Consider the following 21690-nt stretch of genomic DNA (forward strand, 5'->3'; position numbering starts at 1 on the left):
CATCAGCCGACGCTTCCTTCCAGACTGATGCCGAGGAGCTTCTGCGCTTCCACGGCGAATTCCATCGGGAGCTGCTGGAGCACCTCCTTCGCGAAACCATTGACGATGAGCGCCACCGCCGCTTCCCGGTCGAGCCCGCGCGACTGGGCGTAGAAGAGCTGATCGTCGCTGATCTTGCTCGTCGTCGCCTCATGCTCGATCTGCGCGCTGGGGTTCTTCACCTCGATGTACGGCACGGTGTGCGCGCCGCATTCGGAACCGAGCAGCAGGCTGTCGCACTGGGTGAAGTTGCGCACGCCTTCGGCCGAGGGGCCGACGCGGACGAGGCCGCGGTAAGTGTTGTTCGAGCGGCCCGCCGAGATGCCCTTCGAGATGATCGTGGAGCGCGAGCCCGCGCCCAAATGGATCATCTTCGTGCCGGTATCGGCCTGCTGCCTGTTGTTGGTGAGCGCGACCGAATAGAACTCGCCGACGCTGTCCTTCCCCGAGAGCACGCAGGACGGATATTTCCACGTGATCGCCGAGCCGGTTTCCACCTGCGTCCACGACACCTTGGAGCGGTCGCCCCGGCAGTGCGCGCGCTTCGTGACGAAGTTGTAGATGCCGCCCTTGCCGTTCTCGTCGCCCGGATACCAGTTCTGGACCGTGGAATATTTGATCTCCGCGTCCTCGAGCGCGACGAGTTCGACGACGGCGGCGTGAAGCTGATTCTCGTCGCGCTGGGGCGCGGTGCAGCCTTCGAGATAGGAGACGTAGCTGCCCTTGTCGGCGATGATCAGCGTGCGCTCGAACTGGCCCGTGTTCTCCGCGTTGATACGGAAATAGGTGCTAAGCTCCATCGGGCAGCGGACGCCCTCCGGCACATAGACAAAGGTGCCGTCCGAGAAGACTGCGCTGTTGAGGCAGGCGAAGAAGTTGTCTCGCACGGGAACGACCGCGCCGAGGTATTTCTTCACGAGGTCCGGATATTCGCGGATCGCCTCGCTGATCGACAGGAAGATGACGCCGGCGCGCTTCAGTTCCTCGCGGAACGTGGTGGCGACGGAGACGCTGTCGAACACCGCATCGACCGCGACCTTGCGCGCGCCTTCGACGCCCGCGAGCACCTTCTGCTCCTCGATCGGGATGCCGAGCTTTTCGTAAGTGCGCAAAATCTCGGGGTCGAGTTCATCGAGCGACTTCAGCGTCGGCTTCTTGCGCGGCGCGGCGTAATAATAGGCGTCCTGATAGTCGATCGGCGGGATAGAGAGCTTCGCCCAATCGGGGCTTTCCATGCCCTGCCACAGACGGAACGCCTTCAGCCGCCATTCGAGCATCCATTCCGGTTCGCACTTCTTGGCCGAAATGAAACGGACAGTGTCTTCACTCAAACCCTTTGGCGCGAAATCGGATTCGATGTCGGACGAGAAGCCCCACTTGTACTTGGACTGCTCCTTGGCCATCGCCAGTGCTTGTTCGTTCGCGGCCATCAGGCAAGCTCCCTCACGGGCTCGGCGGCGAGGATCGCGGCTAGGGTGACGTCGGCGAGCGCATCACGGACGCGCGTGTTGATGAGCGGCCAGTGCGGGCGCACCGCGCAGTTCGCCTCCAGCCCGCAATCCGTGTCGCCGTGCAGGCACTGGGCGATGGCGATGGGGCCGTCCACGGCCTCGACGATGTCGGCGATGCTGATCGACGCCGCGTCGCGGCCGAGCTGGACGCCGCCCGTGACGCCGCGCGCCGATTCGAGGAGGCCGGCGCGGGCGAGGATGCCGGTGAGCTTGGCCGCCGTCGGCGCCGGGACGCCGGTTTCAGCGGCGAGTTCGGCCGCCGAAAAGCGGCGCGAGGGCGCGCGCGCCGCAGCCGTCATCACGACGACAGCATAGTCAGCAAGGTTCGTGAGGCGGATCACATGGGTTCCCGGCGCTAAATCAGACAAATTCGGTCCGGCTTATGTGGGGAACCGGACGCCAGAGTCAAGCGGCGGGCACGCCTCTAGCTGACGAGCGAGAGCCTGGGAAGCGTCGGAAGCTGTCGGCGCAGGCGGATGCTGTGACTCATGACCGCAGCGCCGTTTGCAGCGAACTGCGTGGGCGTCATCCCCACGAACGTGCGGAACTCGCGGATGAAATGCGACTGGTCGTAGAAATCCTCCCCCGCGATATCGAACCAGCGCGCATCGGGATCGACACTGATCTGCACCGCCGCACGCAGGGCGCGATATTTGCGCATCAGCAGCTTGGGCGGCGCGCCGTAGGTGCGGCGGCACAGGCGTTCCACCTGCCGCGCCGAGCGGTCCGCCACGCCGATCAGCGCATCGACACCGCCGGGGCTGCCGCGCACCAGCCAATCTTCCACGAGCATTCCGAAACCGAGATCCTGCCGCGCGGCCTGTCGACGTGCCATGGAAAGGAAAAAGGCGTCCGCCGCCGCAACGAGATGATGATCGGATGCGCCGTTCTGCATGCGGCACAGCGCTGAACGCGCCGCGCTTCCGGCAACATCCTCCAGCGGCAGCATCGTGTCGGCCATCTCATCGGAATCAACGCCGAAAAAACGCATCCAGCCATCGGACATGATCCCGGCGCCGAACACCAGTGCCGGGCCTTCGATCACCATGCCGAGCGGCAGGCAGCGCGGGCCGAACAGGCTGGCGCCGAGGCCACGCCGCACGCTGCCATCTGGCCAGGTGAGACTGGAATCGCCGCGAATCAGAAAGCGGACATTGGGAAGCTCCGCACGCATCACATCGGTGATGCGCCCCGGGCCGATCTCGACGACATAATAGCTCGAAAGCAGCCGCCGAAGCGGCGGCGATGGCGAGTAGTAGCGCATCGAGAACATCAGACTGCGACCGACCTTTCGTGCACCCTGCCTGAGCCGAAAGTTCCGGCACAGATACCAAAGCTTGCGCCGCCCGGCGAGTCGCTGTTCGCAACCGACAAAAAAACGGGGGGTCCGGGTTGGAGCGGACCCCCCGGTCAGTCGGGGTCGTGGATGCCCGGAGGGGGCATAGGAGACGAACCCTTGGGTCGCAGGACTGCGTTTAGGCAGGTCCCGTCAAAGCCGCGTCAAAATGCTGTGAGCGATTCGCAAAAACGTCGTCAGCGCGAAAAAGAAGGCCCGGACGCATTGAAACGCCCGGGCCAGAAAGTGAGGGTCGTGTTCATTCCGGCCTGCTGGTTACCGGAAGAAAGGACGTCCCCTGAGTCGCGAGGCGGACCCTAGCGGGCAGCCCAGACCGTGGATTGTACGAATCCGACATCCGACCGGCTTCATGTTTTGATCCAGAGGTTTACGCCCTTTCGCCTTCGCAAAGTGAAGCGCCGCAATGGCCGGGGGTTACGGCATACACCGAGTCGCGCTTTTGCGCCGTGACGTGCGCGCTTCCTTTTGACCATCGGGCCGTCGCTGCGCTAAGGCTTGCAGCATATGCAGATCCCTTACGGGCTGGTTCGCCCCGTCCTCTTCAAGCTTGATGCCGAACGCGCGCACCGCCTGACGTTACGGTTGCTGGGCGCGATGCCGCCATCGCGGATTGCTGAAGACCCGCCCAGCCTGCGGACAACCGTGGCGGGGCTGCGCTTTGCAAACCCCGTGGGCATCGCCGCAGGCTTCGACAAGAACGCCGAAGTGCTGAACCCGCTGCTGCGGCTCGGCTTCGGTTTTGTGGAGGCGGGAACGGTGACGCCGCTGCCGCAGCCGGGCAACCCGAAACCGCGCATGTTTCGCCTGATGGAAGATCAGGCCGTGATCAACCGGCTTGGCTTCAACAACAACGGCCTTGAACAGGCGCTCGACAAATTCAAGGAGCGCGCCTGGCATCGGGGACCCCGCGGTGTGACCGGGCTCAACGTCGGCGCAAACAAGGACTCACGCGACCGCATTGCCGATTATGCGCTTTCGGTGGAGCACGCCGCGCCGTTCGTCGACTACATCACGGTCAATATCAGTTCGCCCAACACGCCGGGGCTGCGCACGCTGCAATCGAAGGACGAGCTTGCCGAACTGCTGGGCCGCGTGATGGATGCGCGCGGCCACCGCAAGACACCGATCTTCCTGAAGGTCGCCCCCGATGTCACCGATGCCGACATTGGCGACATCGCGGTCGCGGTCGTGTCGGCAGGTGTGGACGGCCTGATCGTTTCGAACACCACAATCGAGCGGCCGGACACGTTGAAAAGCCAGCACGTCTCCGAAACCGGAGGACTTTCGGGCCGCCCGCTGATGGTGCGCTCGACGGAGGTGCTGCGCGCGTTCCGGCAGGCGACCGTGGGCGCCGTGCCGCTGATCGGTGTCGGCGGCATCGCGAGCGCCGACGACGCCTATGCAAAGATTCGGGCGGGCGCGAGCCTTGTGCAGCTCTACACCGCGCTCGTCTATCAGGGTCCCAGCCTCGTCGGGGCGATCAAGACGGGGCTCGCCGCGCACCTTCGGGCAGACGGCTTCGAACGCGTTTCGCAGGCCGTGGGCGCCGACGCCTAAAAGGCACGGCTGACGCCTTGCCCCCACGCGCCCCAGCGTCCTATGACGTCAGGGTGTTGAAAACTATGACCGCCCGCGCCGCGACAAGCGCGCTTTTCCTCGGCCTCGCCGCCTGTGCCACACAGACGCCCGCGCCATCCGCCGCCCTGCCGCCGCCGGCGTTTGAAGACACACCTGTTTACAGCAGCCTCGTTTCTGCAGCGCACCCGCTCGCAGCGGACGCGGGCAAGGACATGCTGGCCGCGGGCGGCAGTGCGGCGGACGCCGCGCTCGCCACGATGCTGGCGCTGACCGTGGTGGAGCCGCAGTCATCCGGCATCGGCGGTGGCGGCTTCCTGCTCTATCATGACGCCGAAAGCGGCAAGCTCTACACGATCGACGGGCGCGAGACGGCGCCCAAGGCGGCAACCCCCACCATGTTCCTGAAGTCCGACGGTACGCCCATGTCGTTCCGCGAGGCCGTGCCCGGCGGCAAGAGCGTCGGCGTGCCCGGCAACATCCGGCTGATGGCGATGGCCCACGCGCGCTTCGGCCGCCTGCCGTGGGCGAAGCTGTTCGAACCGGCGATCCGTCTGGCACGGGACGGCTTCGAGATGAGCCCGCGGCTGCACGATATGCTGGCGGCACGCCCGCAACAGGCAGGCATGACCGAATGGGCGAAGGCGACCTTCTTCCATGCCGACGATACGCCGCGCCTTCCCGGCGAGACGATCCGCAATCCCATGCTCGCCCGATTCCTCGAAAAGCTCGCCGAGGAAGGCCCCGACGCCTTCTATCGCGGAGCCGAGGCGGCGCGGCTGGTCAATACCGTGGCGAGCGCCCCGAAGAATCCGCAGGCGATGACGGTGGGTGACGTGGCAAGCTACAAGGCCGTCTGGCGCGATCCCGTGTGCGGCACCTATCGCACGTGGCGTGTCTGCGGCATGGCCCCGCCGTCCTCGGGCGGCACAACCGTGCTCGCCATCCTGAAGCAGCTCGAACGCTTCGACCTGAAGGCACTTGGCCCCGCCAGCCCGGAAAGCTGGCACCTGATCGCCGAGAGCATGAGGCTCGCCTACGCGGACCGGGAGGCGTATCTCGGCGACCCGGATTTCGTCTCCGTACCGACTGCCGGCCTCATCGACCCAACCTATCTTTCAGGGCGCAGCGCGCTCATCGACCCGGCGAAGGCCGCAGCGAAAGTAGAGGCGGGAACCCCGCCGGGCGCCGGTGCCGTGGCGCGTGTCCCCGACGGGGAAGTGCCCTCGACGTCTCACTTCTCGGCTGCCGACCGGCAGGGCGATGTCGCGAGCTACACCTCGACCATCGAGGGCGTGTGGGGAAGCGGACTTACCGTCAATGGCTTCTTCCTCAATAACGAACTCACCGACTTTTCGATGCTGCCCCAGGTGGATGGCAAGCCGGCGCCGAACCGCGTGCAGCCCGGCAAACGTCCGCGCAGCTCGATGTCGCCGACAATCGTTTACGACGCGTCTGGCAAGCCCGTGCTCGCGATCGGCGCGGCGGGCGGGTCGACGATCATCGCGCAGGTTGCGAAGGCGCTCGTCGGCGTACTCGACTGGGAAATGGACGTCGGGGATGCGATCGCGCTGCCGCAGATCTACGCTCCCGGAGACCGCGTTGCGATCGAGGCCGGATCGCGCCTTGAAGACATGACCGCGGCGCTTACCGCGAAGGGGCACACGCCGACCGCCGCGACACTGCCGCTGAAGGCGAACGGCATTGAACGAAAAGCAAGGGGATGGATCGGCGGGGCCGACCCGCGCAGTGAGGGCGCTGTCGCCGGGCTCTAGCCGATCCGGGGAGGAGACGAACCGATGCAAACCGCTGAGACGTGGCCCAACCTCGTCGAAATGTTCTTCGATCAGGCGAGCCGGCGCGGCAAACGCCCGATGCTGCACGCCAAGGTCGATGGCGCCTGGCGGACGACGACCTGGGCCGAGGCTGCGCAGCAGGTGGCGACGCTGGCGACGGCGCTCGGCGCGCTCGGCATCGGCAAGGGCGACCGCGTGGTGCTGGTGAGCGAGAACCGGCCCGAGTGGTGCATCGCCGATCTTGCGATCATGGCGGCGGGCGCGATCACTGTGCCGACCTATACGACCAATACAGAGCGTGACCACCTTCACATCCTAGAGAACAGCGGGGCGAAGGCGGCGATCGTTTCCAACGCGAAGCTGGCCAAGGTTCTGCTGCCCGCCATCTACCGATCTACCTTGTGCAAACAGGTGATCGGCATGGAGAAGCTGCGCATCGGGCAGGCAAGCGGCGCGGAGCTGATCGACTGGGCGGAGCTGATGGCGGCGCACACGGGTGACGTTGCCGCCGTGCGCGCGGGCGCGACCATGCAGCGCGGCGACATGGCGTGCATCATCTACACGAGCGGCACCGGCGGCGCGCCGCGCGGCGTCTGCCAGCACCACGGCGCCATTCTCTGTAACCTTGCGGGCTGCGAGGACGTGCTGTGGAACGATTTCCCCAAGGGCACCGAGACGTTCCTGTCTTTCCTGCCCTTGAGCCACGCCTACGAGCACACCGGCGGGCAGTTCCTGCCCATCGCGCTTGGCGGCGAGATCTATTATTCCGAAGGCCTCGAAAAGCTCGCCGCCAACATCGAGGAAACGCGGCCCACCATCATGGTGGTCGTGCCGCGCCTGTTCGAAGTGCTGCGCCAGCGCATGTCGAAGGCGATCGAGAAACAGGGCGGCGCGGCAGCATGGATGCTGGAGCAGGCGCTCAGGCTCGGTCGCAAGCGCTATGAGAAGGGGCGGCTGCCGCTCAGCGACAAACCACTCGACCTGCTGCTCGACCGCACGATCCGCAAGAAGGTGCAGGCTCGCCTCGGCGGGCGGCTGAAAGCGATGGTCGCAGGCGGCGCGCCGCTCAATCCCGAGGTGGGCATCTTCTTCGCATCGCTCGGCGTCACGCTGCTGCAGGGCTACGGCCAGACCGAGGCTGCGCCGGTGATTTCCTGCAACCGCCCGAGCCGGAAGCTGAAGATGCACAGCGTCGGACCGGCGCTGAAAGGCGTGGAGGTCCGCATCGCGGAGGATGGCGAGATTCTGGTGCGCGGCGAACTGGTGATGCACGGATACTGGCAGAACCCGGCGGAAACCGCGCGTGTGCTGAAGGACGGCTGGCTGCACACCGGCGACATCGGCCACATCGATGCGGACGGCCATATCGTCATCACCGACCGCAAGAAGGACATTATTGTCAACGACAAGGGCGACAATGTCGCGCCGCAGCGTGTGGAAGGGATGCTGACGCTGCAGCCCGAAATCCTGCAGGCGATGGTTTATGGCGACAAGCGGCCGCATCTGGTGGGGCTTGTTGTCCCGGACCCCGAGTGGGCAGGCGAATGGGCGAAGGCGAACGGACATTCCGGCGAGCTCGCCATGCTGAAGGGCATTCCCGAATTCCACCGAGCGATCGCCGCGGCCGTGGACCGCGTGAACGCACAGATTTCGGTGGTTGAGAAGGTGCGGCGCGTCATCATCGCCGACGAAGCCTTCACTGTAGAGAACGAACAAATGACGCCCTCGATGAAGATCCGCCGGCACGTTCTGAAGCAGGTCTACGGGGAGCGACTTGACGCCCTCTACAAGTAACATCGCCTCCGCAAACCGGCCGCTCGCCGGAGCGGCGTGGATTCTCGTCGCGGCCGTCGGCTTTTCGGCGGCGTGGGTCTTCATTCGTCTGGCGAGCGAGACGATCCATCCGTTCGCACTCGTCTTCTGGCGGAACGCCGCCGGGCTATTGTTGATCGTGCCGCTGGTGCTGCGCGACCCGTCGATCGCATCTCCCACGCAGTGGAAGAGCCACGCGGTGCGCTCGACGAGCGGCGTGATCGGCATGTTCACGACCTTCTACGCCGTGGTGAACGCGCCCATGGCGACCGTGCAGGCGATTGCTTTCGCGGCGCCGATCTTCGCCACGGCCGGGGCGGCTCTGTTCCTGGGCGAGAAGCTGCGCGCCCGCCGGATCGGCGCACTGCTGGCGGGCTTCGCCGGCGTCCTCGTGGTGCTCCGCCCCGGCGCGGAGCCGCTTACGCCCGGTATCCTCTCCGCCGTGGTCGCGGCGGGCGCAACGGCCTTCTCGATCATCGCCGTCAAGAAGCTGGTGGGCATCGCGCGCCCGATGGTCGTGGTGTTCTGGAGTTTCGCGCTGCCGGTGCTGCCGACCTTCCTGATCGCACTCGCGTTCTGGACGACGCCTTCGGGATACGCCTGGCTCTACATTCTGGGCATCGGCGCAAGCACGTTCACGGCGCAGATCGCCACGGCGCGCGCCTTCTCCATCGCCGAAGCAACCGCCGTGATGCCCTATGATTTCGTGCGATTCGGCATCACCGTCGCCATCGGCACGTTTCTGTTCGGCGAAACCGTGGACGGCATCACGCTGCTCGGCGGCGCGCTGATCCTGGGCAGCGCGATCTACCTTGCTTACCGCGAGGCCGTGCTCGCCCGGAAAGGCCCGGCGAGTACCCCGCCGCTGAACTGACCCTTGGCATGTGAAGAGGTTGCTCCCGCCGCTGCTTCGATTAGTAAGACGCGCGACAGACAGTTTTTGAACACGGGAGATCAGGAATGAAGCTTGCAGGAACCGCAGCTGTTGTGACGGGCGCAGCCTCCGGCCTTGGCGCCGCCACGGCACGTGCGCTCGCGAGCGAAGGCGCGAAGGTCGCCATCTTCGACATGAACGCCGAGAAGGGCGAGGCGCTGGCCGCCGAGATCGGCGGCATCTTCTGCAACGTCGACGTGACGAGCGACGATTCGGTCGACGCGGGCTTCGCGAAGGCCCGCGCCGCGCACGGACAGGAACGCATTCTCGTGAACTGCGCCGGTGTCGGCAGCGCCGTGAAGACGGCCAGCCGCGACAAGGCGACCGGCGAGATCAAGCACTACCCGCTTGGCGCCTTCGAAAAGGTCATCCAGATCAACCTGATCGGTACGTTCCGCTGCATCGCGAAGTCTGCGGCAGGGATGCTGACGTTGGAGCCGCTGGAGCACGGCGAGCGCGGCGCGATCGTCAACACCGCGTCTGTCGCCGCTGAAGACGGCCAGATCGGCCAGGCGGCCTACTCCGCTTCCAAGGGCGGTGTCGTCGGCATGACGCTCCCCATTGCGCGCGACCTGATGAACGAGGGCATCCGCGTCAACACGATCCTGCCCGGCATCTTCAACACGCCGCTGCTGCAGGCCGCGCCCGACAATGTGAAGGCCTCGCTCGCCGCCTCCGTGCCCTTCCCCAAGCGCCTCGGCGAGCCGGAAGAATATGCGAAGCTCGCGATCGCAATGATCACCATCGGCTATTTCAACGGCGAGGATGTGCGCCTCGATGGCGGCATCCGCATGGCGCCGCGCTGATTCGACCCGCACCGGATCAGAATACCGATCCGTTAAACCGCTTTCGGTTTCAGGCCCGCCAGCTGGCGCAAGCTGGGCGGCGGGCCTGAGCGCAGCACGCCGTAGCGGAACAGCCGCGCGGCAAAGGCGATCACCAGCGCCGCGAAGGCGAGCTGCCAGGCGATCGATGCGAGATGAACACCAAGCTCCGTGCCCGCTGCGGCGCGTCCGAGCATCATGTAGGCCGCTGACAGCGGGAACCACGAGACAATTTCGTACCAGAAGCCGCCGGGGTTCGCGAGCGCGCCCAGCGTGGAGATCAGGATCACCATCTGGAGGATGGTGACCGGCATCGACAGCGTCTGCACCTCGCGAATCGTGGAACAAAGACTGCCGACGCCGAGATAGATCGCGCCGTAGATCAGGTACGCGCAGGTGAAATAGGCGAGGCCGAGCGCGAGCAGCTCCAGCCAGCCGCGCGGCGGCGTGGGAAGGAGCCCGGCGGGAAGCTGCGCGGCCGCAAGCATAAAGCCGCCGCCGAACAGCAGCCCCCAGACGGCGACGCCGATCAGCGACACCGCGAGCATGGCGATGAGCTTGCCCGCGTAGATCGCCGGCACCGGCACGGCGGCGACCAACACCTCTATGATCTTGTTCGACTTTTCTTCGACCATGTTGGAGAGAAGCGCGCCCGCGAGCAGGGAAATGAGCGCGAAGAGCACGGTGGCCGCTCCCGTGGCGAGGATCGGCGCGCCCTTGCGCCCGGCGGGCGCCGCGCCTTCATCAAGGACGGTGACGGAAACATCAGGCTGGGCGGCGCGGACCGCTTCGACACGGGCGGCAAGGCCTTCTGCCGCGAGCGCGCGCTTGGTCCACGCCAGGCCCGCGAGGGTTCGGATCCGTTCGGCAGCGGGGGCCTTGTCGCCGGTGAAAAGCAGAAGCGCATCAGGCATGACGACAAGCGCGGCACCGAAGCGGCTGTTGCGCGCGAGCAGCAGCCGGTGTGCCTGCGCCTTCGGATCCGCCTCCGCGCTGACCGCCGTGAAGGACTGTGCACCGAGTGCGGCGATCGCCCCGATATCCTCGCGCTTCGCCAGCGCATCGAGTTCGGCATCGGTGAGCAGCGCAGCGGGTCTTGCGAACGCGCCCGTATCCTTGTTGCTGGTGCGCAGACGCTCGTAAGCGTTCCGCGTTCGCTCGCGCGCCGCGACGGCCTGCATCCACGGCGCGAAATCTCCGGCCGGATCGATCACCGCGACCGTCTGCGACGCCGTGGCCGGTGCGCGCGGGCCGCCGACGATCGACGCGAAAACGGCGAAGGCGAGGCCGATCACCGGCATCGCCAACCAGACAAGGAAACCGCGCGACAGGATCGTCGCTATGATGTCGCGGCGGGCGATGACGAACGTTGCGCGGATCATGCCGCCTCCCGCGTTTCGACGCGCGCATCCGCCTCGCCTACGATGGCGACGAACGCATCGTGAAGCGTCGGCCGCTCGATGTGCATATCGCGAATTCCACTTCCCGTTTCGAGCAGGCATGCGAGCAGCGGCTCGATCCCGCCGGGCGGCAGCGGGAAGCGATAGCGATTGCCGGGGCCAGGCGCGATGTCGACCGTGCTTCCCGGCGGCAACATCGCCTGGAGTTCGGACAGCGGATGTTCGGTCACGAGCACCACCCGCGAGGGGAGGTGCGCGCGTGCCTCGTCCACGCTGCCCGAAAAGCGCGTGCGCCCGTGCGCGATGATGACAAGGCCGTCGCACATGCGCTCGGCATGCGCCATCACGTGCGTGGAAAACAGGATGGTCGCGCCGCGTGCGCGCTCAGCCCGGATCATGTTTTCGAGATCCTGCTGGTTCACGGGATCGAGGCCCGAGAAGGGCTCGTCGAGCACGATGAGATCCGGCCGGTTCACGAAGGTGGCGAGGAGCTGCACCTTCTGCGCCATGCCTTTAGAGAAGGTGCGGATACGCGCGTTCGCTTCATGGCCGAGGCCGTGCGCGGCGAGCAGTTCATCCGCCCGCACGCGGGCCTCGCCAAGCTTCATGCCGCGCAGTGCGCCGACATAGGCGATCGCCTCGCGCGCTGTCATCGCCGGATAGAGGCCGCGCTCTTCGGGGAGGTAGCCGACGCGCGCGGCAACCGACAGCGGCCGATCGGAGCCGAGCAGGCGGCGCGTACCACCGTCGGGCTCGAGAATCCCGAGCAGCATCCGCAGCGTCGTCGTCTTGCCTGCGCCGTTCTGGCCGAGAAAACCGTAGATGGCACCCTTGGGCACGGACAAATCGACGCCTGCGACCGCCTGCTTTTCGCCGAAGCGTTTTGACAGGGCTTCAGCTTCGATGGCGTAATTCAACAACCCGATCCTTCACACGCACGCCGCGTACGATGCTATGAATAGCGGGTGGATACGAACAAAATCTTGAAAGACTTGAACGCGAAAGCGGCAGCGCTGGGGTTTTCCGCGATCGGCATCGCGCCCGCCGACGCCGCCCCCGCCGCAGGCGCGCGGCTGAAGACGTGGCTCGCAAACGGCTGCCACGGCGACATGCTGTGGATGGCCGAAAAAGCCGATCGCCGCGAAAGCCCGCGCGCGCTCTGGAGCGAGGTGCGCTCGATCATCATGCTCGGAATGAGCTATGCGCCCGCACTCGATCCGCTGCGACATGCGGACCACCCCGAGATCGGTGTCATCTCCGTCTACGCGCAGGGGCAGGACTATCACGATACGATCAAGGCGCGGCTGAAGACGCTCGCGCGCTGGCTGCTCGAAGCGGCAGGCGAGGGCGAGGTGAAGGTGTTCGTCGATACTGCGCCGGTGATGGAAAAGCCGTTCGCCGCCGCCGCGGGGATCGGCTGGCAGGGCAAGCACACCAATCTCGTGAGCCGGGAGCATGGCAGCTGGCTGTTCCTGGGCGCGATCTACACGACGCTCGAGCTGACTCCCGATGCGCCGCACGCCGACCGCTGCGGATCGTGCGACGCGTGTCAGCGCGCGTGTCCGACGGCGGCGTTCACGGGGCCCTACAGCCTCGATGCGCGGCGCTGCATCTCCTACCTCACCATCGAGCTGAAAGGGCCGATCCCGCACGAATTTCGCCGCGCGATCGGCAACCGCATCTACGGCTGTGACGATTGCCTGGCCGTCTGCCCTTGGAACCGGTTCGCGAAGGCTTCGGCGGAAGCGGCGTTCCAGCCGCGCACGGAACTCACCACGCCGCGCCTCGCCGAACTCGCCGCGCTTGACGACGCGGGCTTCCGGCAGGTGTTCGCCGGATCGCCGATCAAGCGCGTGGGGCGCGACCGCTTCGTGCGCAATGTTGCCATCGCGCTTGGCAACAGCGGGTCGACAGACGCCATGCCGGTGTTGGAGCGCCTGCGGGAGGATGCATCCGACCTCGTAAGCGAGGCGGCAGGCTGGGGGCTTTCAGCGCTTGCCGACGATCTGGAACGCGTGCGCGGCGAGCGCAGCGGCGATGATTGGCGCGAACAGATTAAGCCCGGGGACGAGGAACACGGGTGCGGCAGTGAAGCCCAGCCGCAGGCGGAGCGCACGGTTTGACGCGATCAGCGCCGACGCCTCTGCGCGCGGCATGTGGCGAACGGCGACCATTTCCAGAAAATCGCGGCCCATCAGCCAGCCGTTGACGGCGGTGAAGAGGATGAGCGGACCGACCGCCGTAAAGAGCAGCACCAGATAGAGGGGCGCGAGCGCGAGGTTCCACAGCACGACGCGCAGCGCGGACGCGAGCGCTAGCAGTCCAGCCTCGGCAAGCGGCACGCGGCGATGCGCCATCGCGTGGGGGTAGTGGCGAGCTTCCACGGCATCGACCACCTCGTCGAGGAACAGCCCCATGACGCCGGTCGCGATGCCGGGGAACAGGAACCAGCCGCCGATGACGACGATCGGCAGCGCTGCCCAGTCCGCCGCGTCACCCCAGAAGCGCTGCATCCACGCGGGCAGGGGCGGGGCGCTGCTGCCGCTGAACCAGCTGTCGAGGCCATACCAGACGCCCGCAAGGATGAGGAGCGTGAGGGCGACCGATTTCAGGAACACGGCGACAAGGCGCCGGTCGGAGAGCTGGGCAAGGACACGCGGCAGTTCGGCGAGCATGCGCGGAGACTAGCACCGAAGGTTGCAGGCGGCGAGATGCGCCGCTAGGGCTCGGCTTTCTCCCTTCTTCGCAGGTGAAACAGCCCGATGACCAGCGCTTACGACATCGTCGTGATCGGCAATGCCCTTGTCGACGTGATCGCGTCCGCCGACGACGCCTTCCTTGCCGAAAATGCCCTCCACAAGGGATCGATGCGGCTGATCGACACCGGCGAGGCGACACGCCTTTATGCGAGCATGGGGCCGGGGCGCGAGGTTTCGGGCGGATCGGGTTCCAACGCCGCAGTCGGCATGGCGTCACTGGGTCGGCGCGTGAACTTTATCGGGCGCGTTTCCAGCGACCAGCTCGGCGAGGTGTTCGCGCACGACATCCGCGCTTCGGGCGTGGACTTCACAACGCCTTACGCGGCGGATGACACGCCGACGGGTCGCTGCCTGATCCTGGTGACGCCCGACGCACAGCGCACGATGAACACCTTCCTTGGCACGAGCGCGATGCTGAGCGCGGCAGACGTGGACTACGACCTGATCGCGGCGAGCCCGCTCACCTACCTGGAAGGCTATCTGTGGGATGCCGCCGAGCCGCGCGCGGCGATGGCGAAGGCCTGCGAGGTCGCGCACGCGAACGGACGCCGCGTGTCGTTCACGCTTTCGGACGTGTTCTGCGTGGAGAGGCACCGCGCCGACTTCCTGCGGCTCGCACACGGCGATGTCGACATCCTGTTCGCCAACGAAAACGAACTGAAGAGTCTCTACGAAACGGACGACTTCGACGCGGCGGTGGCTGCGCAGCGCGGGGCCTGCGAGGTGAGCGTGATCACCCGATCCGAAAAGGGCGCAATTGTGCTGACCAAGGATGCGGCCATCACGGTCCCGGCCGAGCCCGCGGCGCGCGTTGTCGATACGACGGGCGCGGGCGACCTGTTCGCGGGCGGCTTCCTGGCCGGTTTCTCCGAAGGCCGCGCGCTCGGTGACTGCGCAGTGATGGGGGCCGTGGCGGCTGCGGAAGTGATCAGCCACATCGGCGCGCGGCCCGAAACCGATCTCGCGGCGCTCGTCGCGAAACGGCTCGGCTAAAAACAGTTCGGCCCGGTTCTTTTGGAACCGGGCCGATCCGTATCAGGCCTGCTTGCCGCCGGGTGTCGGCGCGCCCGGCATCGGTGGCACCGGCTGTGGCGGCACATCGATATCGGCTTCGTGGACCTCTATAATACCACGGCCGACATGGCTCTTGCGATAGCCGTAGGCGAAGTAGAGTGCGAGGCCGATACCGCCCCAGAGCGGCAGGACGATCTTCGCATCGAACGGCAGCGCGAAGTAGAGCGCCACGCAGCCGATCACCGTGAGCGGCCCGACCAGCCACAGCGCCGGGGTGCGGAAGGGGCGCACCCGGTTCGGATCGCGCTTGCGCAGCAGCATCACTGCGATCGCCACCATCATGAACGCGAACAGCGTACCCGCGTTGGCGATGTCGGCGAGCTTGCCCACTGGCAGGAACGCTGCTGTGAAAGTGACGGCAAGGCCGGTGATCATCGTGATGACGTGCGGCGTTTTCCACTTCGGATGGATCGACGACAGCTTTTCCGGCAGCAGGCCGTCGCGCGACATCACGAAGAAGATGCGCGTCTGACCGAACAGCATGACAAGGATGACCGACGGAAGCGCTAGGAAGGCGGCGAGCCCGATGAGGTTACCAACGTTGAGGTAACCGATTTCGCGCAGCACGTGAGCGAGCGCTTCCTTCGAACAGGCGAGGGGTTCCTGACCCGCCGCCATCAGCGTCGAGCAGCGTGCACCGAGTTCGGCCGAGCCGGGCGCCAGCCACTCGCCGAGCGCCGAGGTCACCGGCTGTGAACCGAGCGGCGAACCGATCGCGCCTGCAGCGACAAGCATGTAGAAGACCGTGCAGATGGCGAGCGAGCCGATGAGCCCGATCGGCACGTTGCGCTGCGGATTCTTGGTTTCTTCAGCCGCGGTCGACACCGCATCGAAGCCGACATAGGCGAAGAAGATCGAAGCCGCTGCGCCGACGATGCCGGCGCCGCCCGACCCGTACCACCCCTGCGGGGCGAACGGTTCGAAGTGATCCATCTGCATGACCGGCAGGGCGAGAATGACGAATGCGGTAAGCGCGGTGACCTTGATCGCAACCAGCACGGCGTTGACGCGCGCGCTTTCGGTGGTGCCGAGCATCAGAAGGCCCGTGATGAGAAGCGCAATGACAACGGCGGGAAGGTTGATGATACCGCCCGGCACATACGGGCCGGATATGAGCGCGACGGGGAGATCTATGCCGAACCAGCCTTTGATCTGGCCAACGAAATATCCCGACCAGCCGACCGAAACAGCGCTGGCCGCGACCGCATATTCAAGCACCAGCGCCCAACCGACCATCCAGGCGAGAAGCTCCCCCATGACGGCGTAGGTATAGGTGTACGCGGAGCCCGAAACGGGCAACATCGAGGCGATTTCCGAGTAGCAGAGTGCCGCGACGACGCAGACCGCGCCGGCGATCACGAAGCTGATCATCATGCCGGGGCCGGCCTTCTGCGCGGCTTCGGATGTGAGCACGAAAATACCCGTGCCGATGATTGCACCGACGCCGAGAAGCGTCAGCTGTATCGCGCCAAGCGAACGGTGCAGCGACTTCTTCTGCGCCGTCGCCAGAATGGCGTCGAGCGGTTTGACACGACCAAATATCATTCGGGACTCCCCCCAGAAAACGCGCCCCGCTCCCCGACCGAGGCTGAAAGAATGTTGCGTGGTCTAGCGGCTTTCGCTGCGCCGACAAACTGAAAAGCGCGCGATTCAGCGCGAAAAGCAGGAGTGCAGTCAGGAGGTCACGAGCATCGGACCAAGTTTTTTACCGCCGAAGATATGCACATGGAGGTGCGGCACCTCCTGATGCGAGTTGGGTCCAGCGTTGGCCAGAAGGCGATAGCCGCCCTCTTCGATGCCGAGCTCGCGCGCAACCGCGCCGACGGCGCGGACAAAACCGGCGATTTCGCCGTCTGTCGCCTTCGCCGAGAAATCTGCCCAGCTGACGTAACGCCCCTTCGGGATCACCAGAACATGCGTCGGCGCTTGCGGGTTGATGTCGTGGAAAGCAAAGGCGTAGTCGTCTTCATAGACCGGCCGTGCCGGAATCTCGCCGCGCAGGATGCGCGCGAAGATATTGTCGTCGTCGTATGGCTCCAGCGTTTCGACGCCCACGTCAGTCTCCCGGTGTTGCGGTTTTTCTGGCGGCTTTTTCGGCGATGCCCGACACGCCTTCGCGGCGTGCCAGTTCGGCATCGATATCATCGGGGGTAATGCCAGCGTCTGCCCAGAGGACGGAGAGATGGAACAGCAGATCCGCGCTTTCGCCGATCAGCCCCTCGCGATCGTCCTGCATGGCGGCGATCACGGCTTCTACGGCCTCTTCGCCGACTTTCTGCGCGATCTTCGCGCGGCCCTTCACGAAGAGTTTCGCGACGTAGCTTGCCTGAGGATCGGCGGCGCGGCGCGAGGCGACGATGGCGGCGAGACGGTCGAGCGTTGCGGTCATGCCCTGACCCTGACGTTGGCGGCGCGGGGCGTCAACGGTTTCGCACCTTGATGCCCGCAGCACGCATCGCCGCGCGGGCTTCGCCGATCGTGACCTCGCCGAAGTGGAAGATCGAAGCGGCAAGCACGGCGGAGGCGTGGCCCTCGCGCACACCCTCCACGAGATGCGCGACATTGCCGACGCCGCCGCTGGCAATCACCGGCACGGGCACCGAATCTGCAATGGTGCGTGTGAGCGCGAGATCGAACCCGGCCTTGGTGCCATCACGGTCCATCGAGGTGAGCAGGATCTCCCCCGCGCCCTTTTCGACGACCTGAAGCGCGAATTCGAGTGCATTGATGCCGGTTGCCTTGCGGCCGCCGTGCGTAAAGATTTCCCAGCGGCCGGGGCTGGACTGGCGCGCATCGATGGCAACGACGACGCACTGTGAGCCGAAGTGTTCGGCAAGCGCGGTGACCACATCAGGATCGCGCACGGCGGCGCTGTTGATCGCCACCTTGTCTGCCCCAGCGAGCAGCAGCGCGCGCGCATCCCCAACCGAACGGACACCGCCACCGACGGTCAAAGGCACGAAACACTGGTCCGCCGTGCGCTGCACGATATCGAGCAACGTGCCGCGATCCTCGTGCGTCGCAGTGATGTCCAGGAAGCAGATCTCGTCGGCCCCTGCCGCATCATAGGCCTTCGCGGCCTCGACCGGATCGCCCGCATCGCGCAGATCGACAAAGTTGATGCCCTTGACGACGCGCCCGTTCGCGACGTCAAGGCAGGGGATGATGCGCACGGCGCTCATGCGGCGATGGCGAGCGCTCGGCCGAGATCAAGGCGACCATCATAGATCGCGCGGCCGCAGATGACGCCCACGATACCGTCTGCCGCGATCGCCTTCAGTGCAACGATATCTTCCTCGCCCGCGACACCGCCGCTGGCGATGACGGGGAGTGTCTGCGCCTTTGCGAGCGCGTGCGTCGCTTCGAGATTGACGCCTTTCAGGAGCCCATCGCGGCCAACGTCCGTAAACAGCACGGCAGCAACGCCCGCATCTTCGAAACGGCGCGCGAGATCGGCGACAGGCATATCGGACGCTTCCGCCCAGCCTTCGGTGGCGACCATGCCACCCTTCGCATCGACCGCCACGACGATCCGGTCCGGATACGCCTTCGCCGCAGCCTTCACGAAATCGGGGTCTTTCAGCGCAGCTGTGCCGATAACGGCACGCGTGACGCCGCGCCCAAACCAGCTTTCCACCGCCGCCATGTCGCGAATGCCGCCGCCAAGCTGCACCTTGCCGGCGAAGGCGGCGACGATTCGCGCCACCACATCGCCATTGACGCTGCGGCCAGCGAACGCGCCGTCGAGATCGACGACGTGCAGCCACTCGGCACCGCCCTGCGCAAAAACAGCCGCCTGAGCGGCGGGATCATCGGAATAGATGGTGGCGCGCGCCATATCGCCCTCGGCGAGGCGCACCACCTGACCGGATTTGAGGTCGATGGCTGGGAAGATCGTGAATGACATTGCGGGGCTGCATTAGCCCCGGGCGGATTACGGCGTCCAGCCCAGAAACGCCGCGAGGAACGAGAGACCGTAATGCTGGCTCTTTTCCGGGTGGAATTGCGCGCCAAGAATATTGTCGCGGCCGATGATCGCAGTGACCGGTCCGCCATAATCGCAGGTGGCGAGCAGGTGCGAATGATCGGCACATTCGAAGTGGAAGCTGTGCACGAAATAGGCCTCGCCACCGTCTTCGATGTGGCGGAGCGCATCGTGATTGATGCCCGCGAGCTTCATCGAGACAGGCGACCAGCCCATGTGTGGAATCTTGAGGTTCGGATCGTGCGGATCGAGCTTCACGACCTTGCCCGGAATCCAGCCCAGACCCTGGTGAACGCCCTTTTCTTCCCCCCGCTTGGCGAGGAGCTGCATACCGACGCAAATGCCGAGGAACGGGCGCTGCTTCACGAGCACAACCTCGTTCAGCACGTCCTCCATGCCATCGATCGCGCGCAGCGATGTCGCGCACTGGCCGAACGCGCCGACGCCCGGGAGCACGATGCGATCCGCCTGAGATGCCGTGGAGGGGCTGTCCGTGACGACGATCTGCACGGCGACACCGACTTCGTTCGATGCCGCTTCCAGTGCTTTCGCCACCGAGCGCAGGTTGCCCGCGCCGTAATCGATGACTGCAATCCGTTCCGCCATACCGTGCCTGATCCTTAGAGTTCCCGGTCAGCCGCCGAGAACGCCTTTGGTGCTCGGCACGCTGTCCGCCTTGCGCTGATCGATCTCCGTCGCCGTACGCAAGGCTCTCGCCAGACCCTTAAAACAGGATTCGATAATATGATGTGAATTTTCGCCCGAAAGCTGCTCGATATGGAGCGTCATGCCCACGCTGCCCGCGAAACTGTGGAACCAGTGCGGGAACAGCTCGGTATCCATCTCACCCAGCTTCGGCTGAGGAATCGAGACCTTCCAGACCATGAACGGACGGCCCGAGATATCAAGCGCGACGCGGGTGAGCGCCTCGTCCATCGGCGAGAGCGCGTCGCCGTAGCGGCGGATGCCGCGCTTTTCGCCCAGCGCCTTGTGGATCGCCTCGCCGAGCGCGATGCCGCAATCCTCCACTGTGTGGTGCTGATCGATATGAAGGTCGCCCTTGCAGATGAGCTTCACATCGATGAGCGAGTGGCGCGAAAGCTGCTCCAGCATGTGATCGAAGAAACCGACGCCGGTTTCGATCTCATACTGGCCAGTGCCGTCGAGGTTCACCTCGACCCGTATATCGGTCTCGTTCGTCTTGCGGACGATGCTTGCGGTGCGCGAAGTCATTCCGGCGCTATAGCGGGTTCGGCGGCGGGCTCAAGGTTCTTGAGGGCGGGACCCGTTATACGCCAGATGCGACCACCGACGTCGTCCGCCACCAGCAGCGCGCCCGTGCGATCGAAGGCGACACCGACAGGGCGGCCCTTCGCATGGTCGCCGACGAGGAAACCGGTGAGGATATCCCGCGGCATTCCGGCGGGTTTTCCGGCGACAAACGGCACGAAGATGACCTTGTAGCCAGAGCGCGGCTTGCGGTTCCACGAGCCGTGCTGGCCGACGAAAACGCCGCTGCCATCGGGCAGGAACGCGAGGCCGAGGCTCGCCGTGTGGGGGCCGAGTGCATAGTCGGGCTTGATGGCCTTTGCTACGAGATCGGGGCGTTTCTGTTTTGGGCGGGAGTCTTCGTTCTGGCCGTAGTAGCTGTACGGCCAGCCGTAGAAACCGCCGTCCTTCACGCTCGTCATGTAATCGGGGACGAGATCGCTGCCGAGCGCGTCGCGTTCGTTGACGGCGGTCCACAGCTCTTTCGTAACAGGGTTCCAGTCCATGCCGACGGGATTGCGGAGGCCGCTCGCGAAGATGCGTGACGTGCCGGTCGCGAGGTCGATCTCGTGGATGGCGGCGCGGCCGTCCTCCACCTCCATGCCGCCTTCCGCGGCATTGGAGACCGACCCGACCGCGACGTAGAGCTTGCTGCCGTCAGGGCTCGCGAGCAGGTTCCGCGTCCAGTGACCGGTGCTCTTGCCCTTGCTCGGCAGGTCGACGAGCTTCGTGCCGGGGCCCGCGAGCGCCGCGGCGCCTTCGGCATAGGGCCAAACCCGGATGTCCGCGTAGTTGCCGACGTAGAAGCGGTCTCCGACGAGCGCCATGCCGAACGGCGAGCCGAGACCTTCGGCAAGGAACGCGCCGCGCGTATCTACAACACCGTCTCCGTCCGCATCGCGGAGCAATGTGATACGGTCGGCGGACGGTGCGCCTGCGCCCGCTTTCCCCATGATGTAGGCCTCGATACGGCCCATGATGCCCTTCACAGGGCGCGGCGGCTTATTCGATTCTGCCACGAGGATATCCCCGTTCGGCAACCGGTAGAGCCAGCGCGGGTGCGCAAGCCCTTCGGCAAAGGACGTGACGGCGTAACCCTCGGCCGCTACCGGCGCCTCGCCCGCTGACCAGGGCTTCGCGTCCGCGATGTTGATCGTGGGAATCGGCGTCTCTACGGGCTGTGGAAGCTTCGGATCGGTGCCGGTGCCGTCCTCCACCTTCAGCGTCGCGGTATCGCCGCACGCAGCGAGCGCGAACAGTGCGGCAACGATGGCTGTCCTCATGACGGTCTCCGAGCGGCGGAATTGAAGCACGATTTTCGCTTCCTATATCAGCGGACGAACAGTCTCACATCC

20 protein-coding genes and 1 pseudogene are annotated in these 21690 nt (G+C 65.6%); 7 read left to right on the plus strand and 14 right to left on the minus strand.

Annotation, left to right across the window (positions count from 1 at the left end; translation table 11 throughout):
• Positions 1 to 2: 2 nt before the first annotated feature.
• The 3 genes from sufB to DFR51_RS11890 all read right to left on the minus strand — a co-directional run bounded on the left by sufB (position 3) and on the right by DFR51_RS11890 (position 2814).
• Positions 3 to 1469: a Fe-S cluster assembly protein SufB gene (gene sufB, locus DFR51_RS11880; RefSeq protein WP_121051341.1), complete on the minus strand. Its 1467-nt coding sequence runs from the start codon at positions 1467 to 1469 to the stop codon at positions 3 to 5.
• On the minus strand, positions 1469 to 1891 hold the full coding sequence (locus DFR51_RS11885) for an SUF system Fe-S cluster assembly regulator (RefSeq protein ID WP_338068319.1): 423 nt from the start codon (positions 1889 to 1891) through the stop codon (positions 1469 to 1471). The genes sufB and DFR51_RS11885 overlap by 1 nt, the downstream gene beginning before the upstream one ends.
• 83 nt (positions 1892 to 1974) lie before the next feature.
• On the minus strand, positions 1975 to 2814 hold the full coding sequence (locus DFR51_RS11890; protein ID WP_160119064.1) for an AraC family transcriptional regulator: 840 nt from the start codon (positions 2812 to 2814) through the stop codon (positions 1975 to 1977).
• A 597-nt stretch (positions 2815 to 3411) separates the two neighbouring features.
• Here DFR51_RS11890 and DFR51_RS11895 point away from each other — a divergent pair.
• From DFR51_RS11895 to DFR51_RS11915, 5 genes are all read left to right on the plus strand, one after another.
• A complete protein-coding gene (locus DFR51_RS11895) occupies positions 3412 to 4464 on the plus strand; it encodes a quinone-dependent dihydroorotate dehydrogenase (protein ID WP_121051345.1) in 1053 nt (350 codons plus the stop codon).
• A gap of 65 nt (positions 4465 to 4529) precedes the next feature.
• The gene (ggt, locus tag DFR51_RS11900) at positions 4530 to 6257 is read left to right on the plus strand and encodes a gamma-glutamyltransferase (protein WP_121051347.1); all 1728 of its coding nucleotides are present in this window, start codon (positions 4530 to 4532) and stop codon (positions 6255 to 6257) included.
• Positions 6258 to 6281: 24 nt separating this feature from the next.
• Positions 6282 to 8072 (plus strand): AMP-dependent synthetase/ligase, encoded by a 1791-nt coding sequence (locus DFR51_RS11905; protein WP_121051349.1) that lies wholly within the window; start codon positions 6282 to 6284, stop codon positions 8070 to 8072.
• Positions 8053 to 8964 carry a DMT family transporter gene (locus tag DFR51_RS11910; RefSeq protein WP_121051351.1) on the plus strand — a complete coding sequence of 304 codons (912 nt, stop codon included), beginning with the start codon at positions 8053 to 8055 and terminating at the stop codon, positions 8962 to 8964. The genes DFR51_RS11905 and DFR51_RS11910 overlap by 20 nt, the downstream gene beginning before the upstream one ends.
• 86 nt (positions 8965 to 9050) lie before the next feature.
• The gene (locus tag DFR51_RS11915) at positions 9051 to 9830 is read left to right on the plus strand and encodes an SDR family NAD(P)-dependent oxidoreductase (RefSeq protein ID WP_121051353.1); all 780 of its coding nucleotides are present in this window, start codon (positions 9051 to 9053) and stop codon (positions 9828 to 9830) included.
• Positions 9831 to 9862: 32 nt separating this feature from the next.
• Here the strand turns inward: DFR51_RS11915 and DFR51_RS11920 are convergent, their stop codons facing one another.
• A complete protein-coding gene (locus tag DFR51_RS11920) occupies positions 9863 to 11230 on the minus strand; it encodes an ABC transporter permease (RefSeq protein ID WP_160119065.1) in 1368 nt (455 codons plus the stop codon).
• Positions 11227 to 12165, minus strand: a complete 939-nt coding sequence (locus DFR51_RS11925; RefSeq protein WP_420853142.1) for an ABC transporter ATP-binding protein — start codon at positions 12163 to 12165, stop codon at positions 11227 to 11229. Before DFR51_RS11925 ends, DFR51_RS11920 begins: the two co-directional genes overlap by 4 nt.
• Before the next feature lie 63 nt (positions 12166 to 12228).
• On the opposite strand from DFR51_RS11925, the gene queG reads away from it, so the two are divergent.
• Entirely contained in the window at positions 12229 to 13371 is a 1143-nt protein-coding gene (queG, locus tag DFR51_RS11930) for a tRNA epoxyqueuosine(34) reductase QueG (RefSeq protein WP_243445622.1), read from the plus strand.
• Here queG and DFR51_RS19360 read toward each other — a convergent pair.
• A pseudogene (locus DFR51_RS19360) lies at positions 13351 to 13923 on the minus strand (EI24 domain-containing protein); the annotation flags it as partial. The gene queG and the pseudogene DFR51_RS19360 sit on opposite strands and share 21 nt — an antisense overlap.
• A gap of 87 nt (positions 13924 to 14010) precedes the next feature.
• On the opposite strand from DFR51_RS19360, the gene DFR51_RS11940 reads away from it, so the two are divergent.
• The gene (locus tag DFR51_RS11940; RefSeq protein ID WP_121051363.1) at positions 14011 to 15000 is read left to right on the plus strand and encodes an adenosine kinase; all 990 of its coding nucleotides are present in this window, start codon (positions 14011 to 14013) and stop codon (positions 14998 to 15000) included.
• Between the two features lie 42 nt (positions 15001 to 15042).
• Here the strand turns inward: DFR51_RS11940 and DFR51_RS11945 are convergent, their stop codons facing one another.
• From DFR51_RS11945 to DFR51_RS11980, 8 genes are all read right to left on the minus strand, one after another.
• Complete coding sequence (locus tag DFR51_RS11945) at positions 15043 to 16626, minus strand: amino acid permease (RefSeq protein WP_121051365.1); 1584 nt, start codon at positions 16624 to 16626, stop codon at positions 15043 to 15045.
• 129 nt (positions 16627 to 16755) lie between these two features.
• Entirely contained in the window at positions 16756 to 17136 is a 381-nt protein-coding gene (locus DFR51_RS11950) for a histidine triad nucleotide-binding protein (protein WP_121051367.1), read from the minus strand.
• 1 nt (position 17137) lies between these two features.
• Positions 17138 to 17470 (minus strand): phosphoribosyl-ATP diphosphatase, encoded by a 333-nt coding sequence (locus DFR51_RS11955; protein ID WP_121051370.1) that lies wholly within the window; start codon positions 17468 to 17470, stop codon positions 17138 to 17140.
• Between the two features lie 31 nt (positions 17471 to 17501).
• Positions 17502 to 18263: an imidazole glycerol phosphate synthase subunit HisF gene (gene hisF / locus DFR51_RS11960; RefSeq protein WP_121051372.1), complete on the minus strand. Its 762-nt coding sequence runs from the start codon at positions 18261 to 18263 to the stop codon at positions 17502 to 17504.
• On the minus strand, positions 18260 to 18988 hold the full coding sequence (gene hisA / locus DFR51_RS11965) for a 1-(5-phosphoribosyl)-5-[(5-phosphoribosylamino)methylideneamino]imidazole-4-carboxamide isomerase (RefSeq protein ID WP_121051374.1): 729 nt from the start codon (positions 18986 to 18988) through the stop codon (positions 18260 to 18262). The genes hisF and hisA overlap by 4 nt, the downstream gene beginning before the upstream one ends.
• 27 nt (positions 18989 to 19015) lie before the next feature.
• The gene (hisH, locus tag DFR51_RS11970) at positions 19016 to 19672 is read right to left on the minus strand and encodes an imidazole glycerol phosphate synthase subunit HisH (protein WP_121051376.1); all 657 of its coding nucleotides are present in this window, start codon (positions 19670 to 19672) and stop codon (positions 19016 to 19018) included.
• A gap of 27 nt (positions 19673 to 19699) precedes the next feature.
• Positions 19700 to 20299, minus strand: coding sequence for an imidazoleglycerol-phosphate dehydratase HisB (gene hisB / locus DFR51_RS11975; RefSeq protein WP_121051378.1), 600 nt, complete (start codon positions 20297 to 20299; stop codon positions 19700 to 19702).
• Positions 20296 to 21618, minus strand: a complete 1323-nt coding sequence (locus DFR51_RS11980; protein WP_121051380.1) for a PQQ-dependent sugar dehydrogenase — start codon at positions 21616 to 21618, stop codon at positions 20296 to 20298. The genes hisB and DFR51_RS11980 overlap by 4 nt, the downstream gene beginning before the upstream one ends.
• Between the last annotated feature and the right edge of the window lie 72 nt (positions 21619 to 21690).

Origin of the sequence: Sphingosinicella microcystinivorans, from assembly GCF_003634215.1 — a bacterium.
In the GTDB taxonomy this organism is placed as follows: Bacteria; Pseudomonadota; Alphaproteobacteria; order Sphingomonadales; family Sphingomonadaceae; genus Sphingosinicella; species Sphingosinicella microcystinivorans.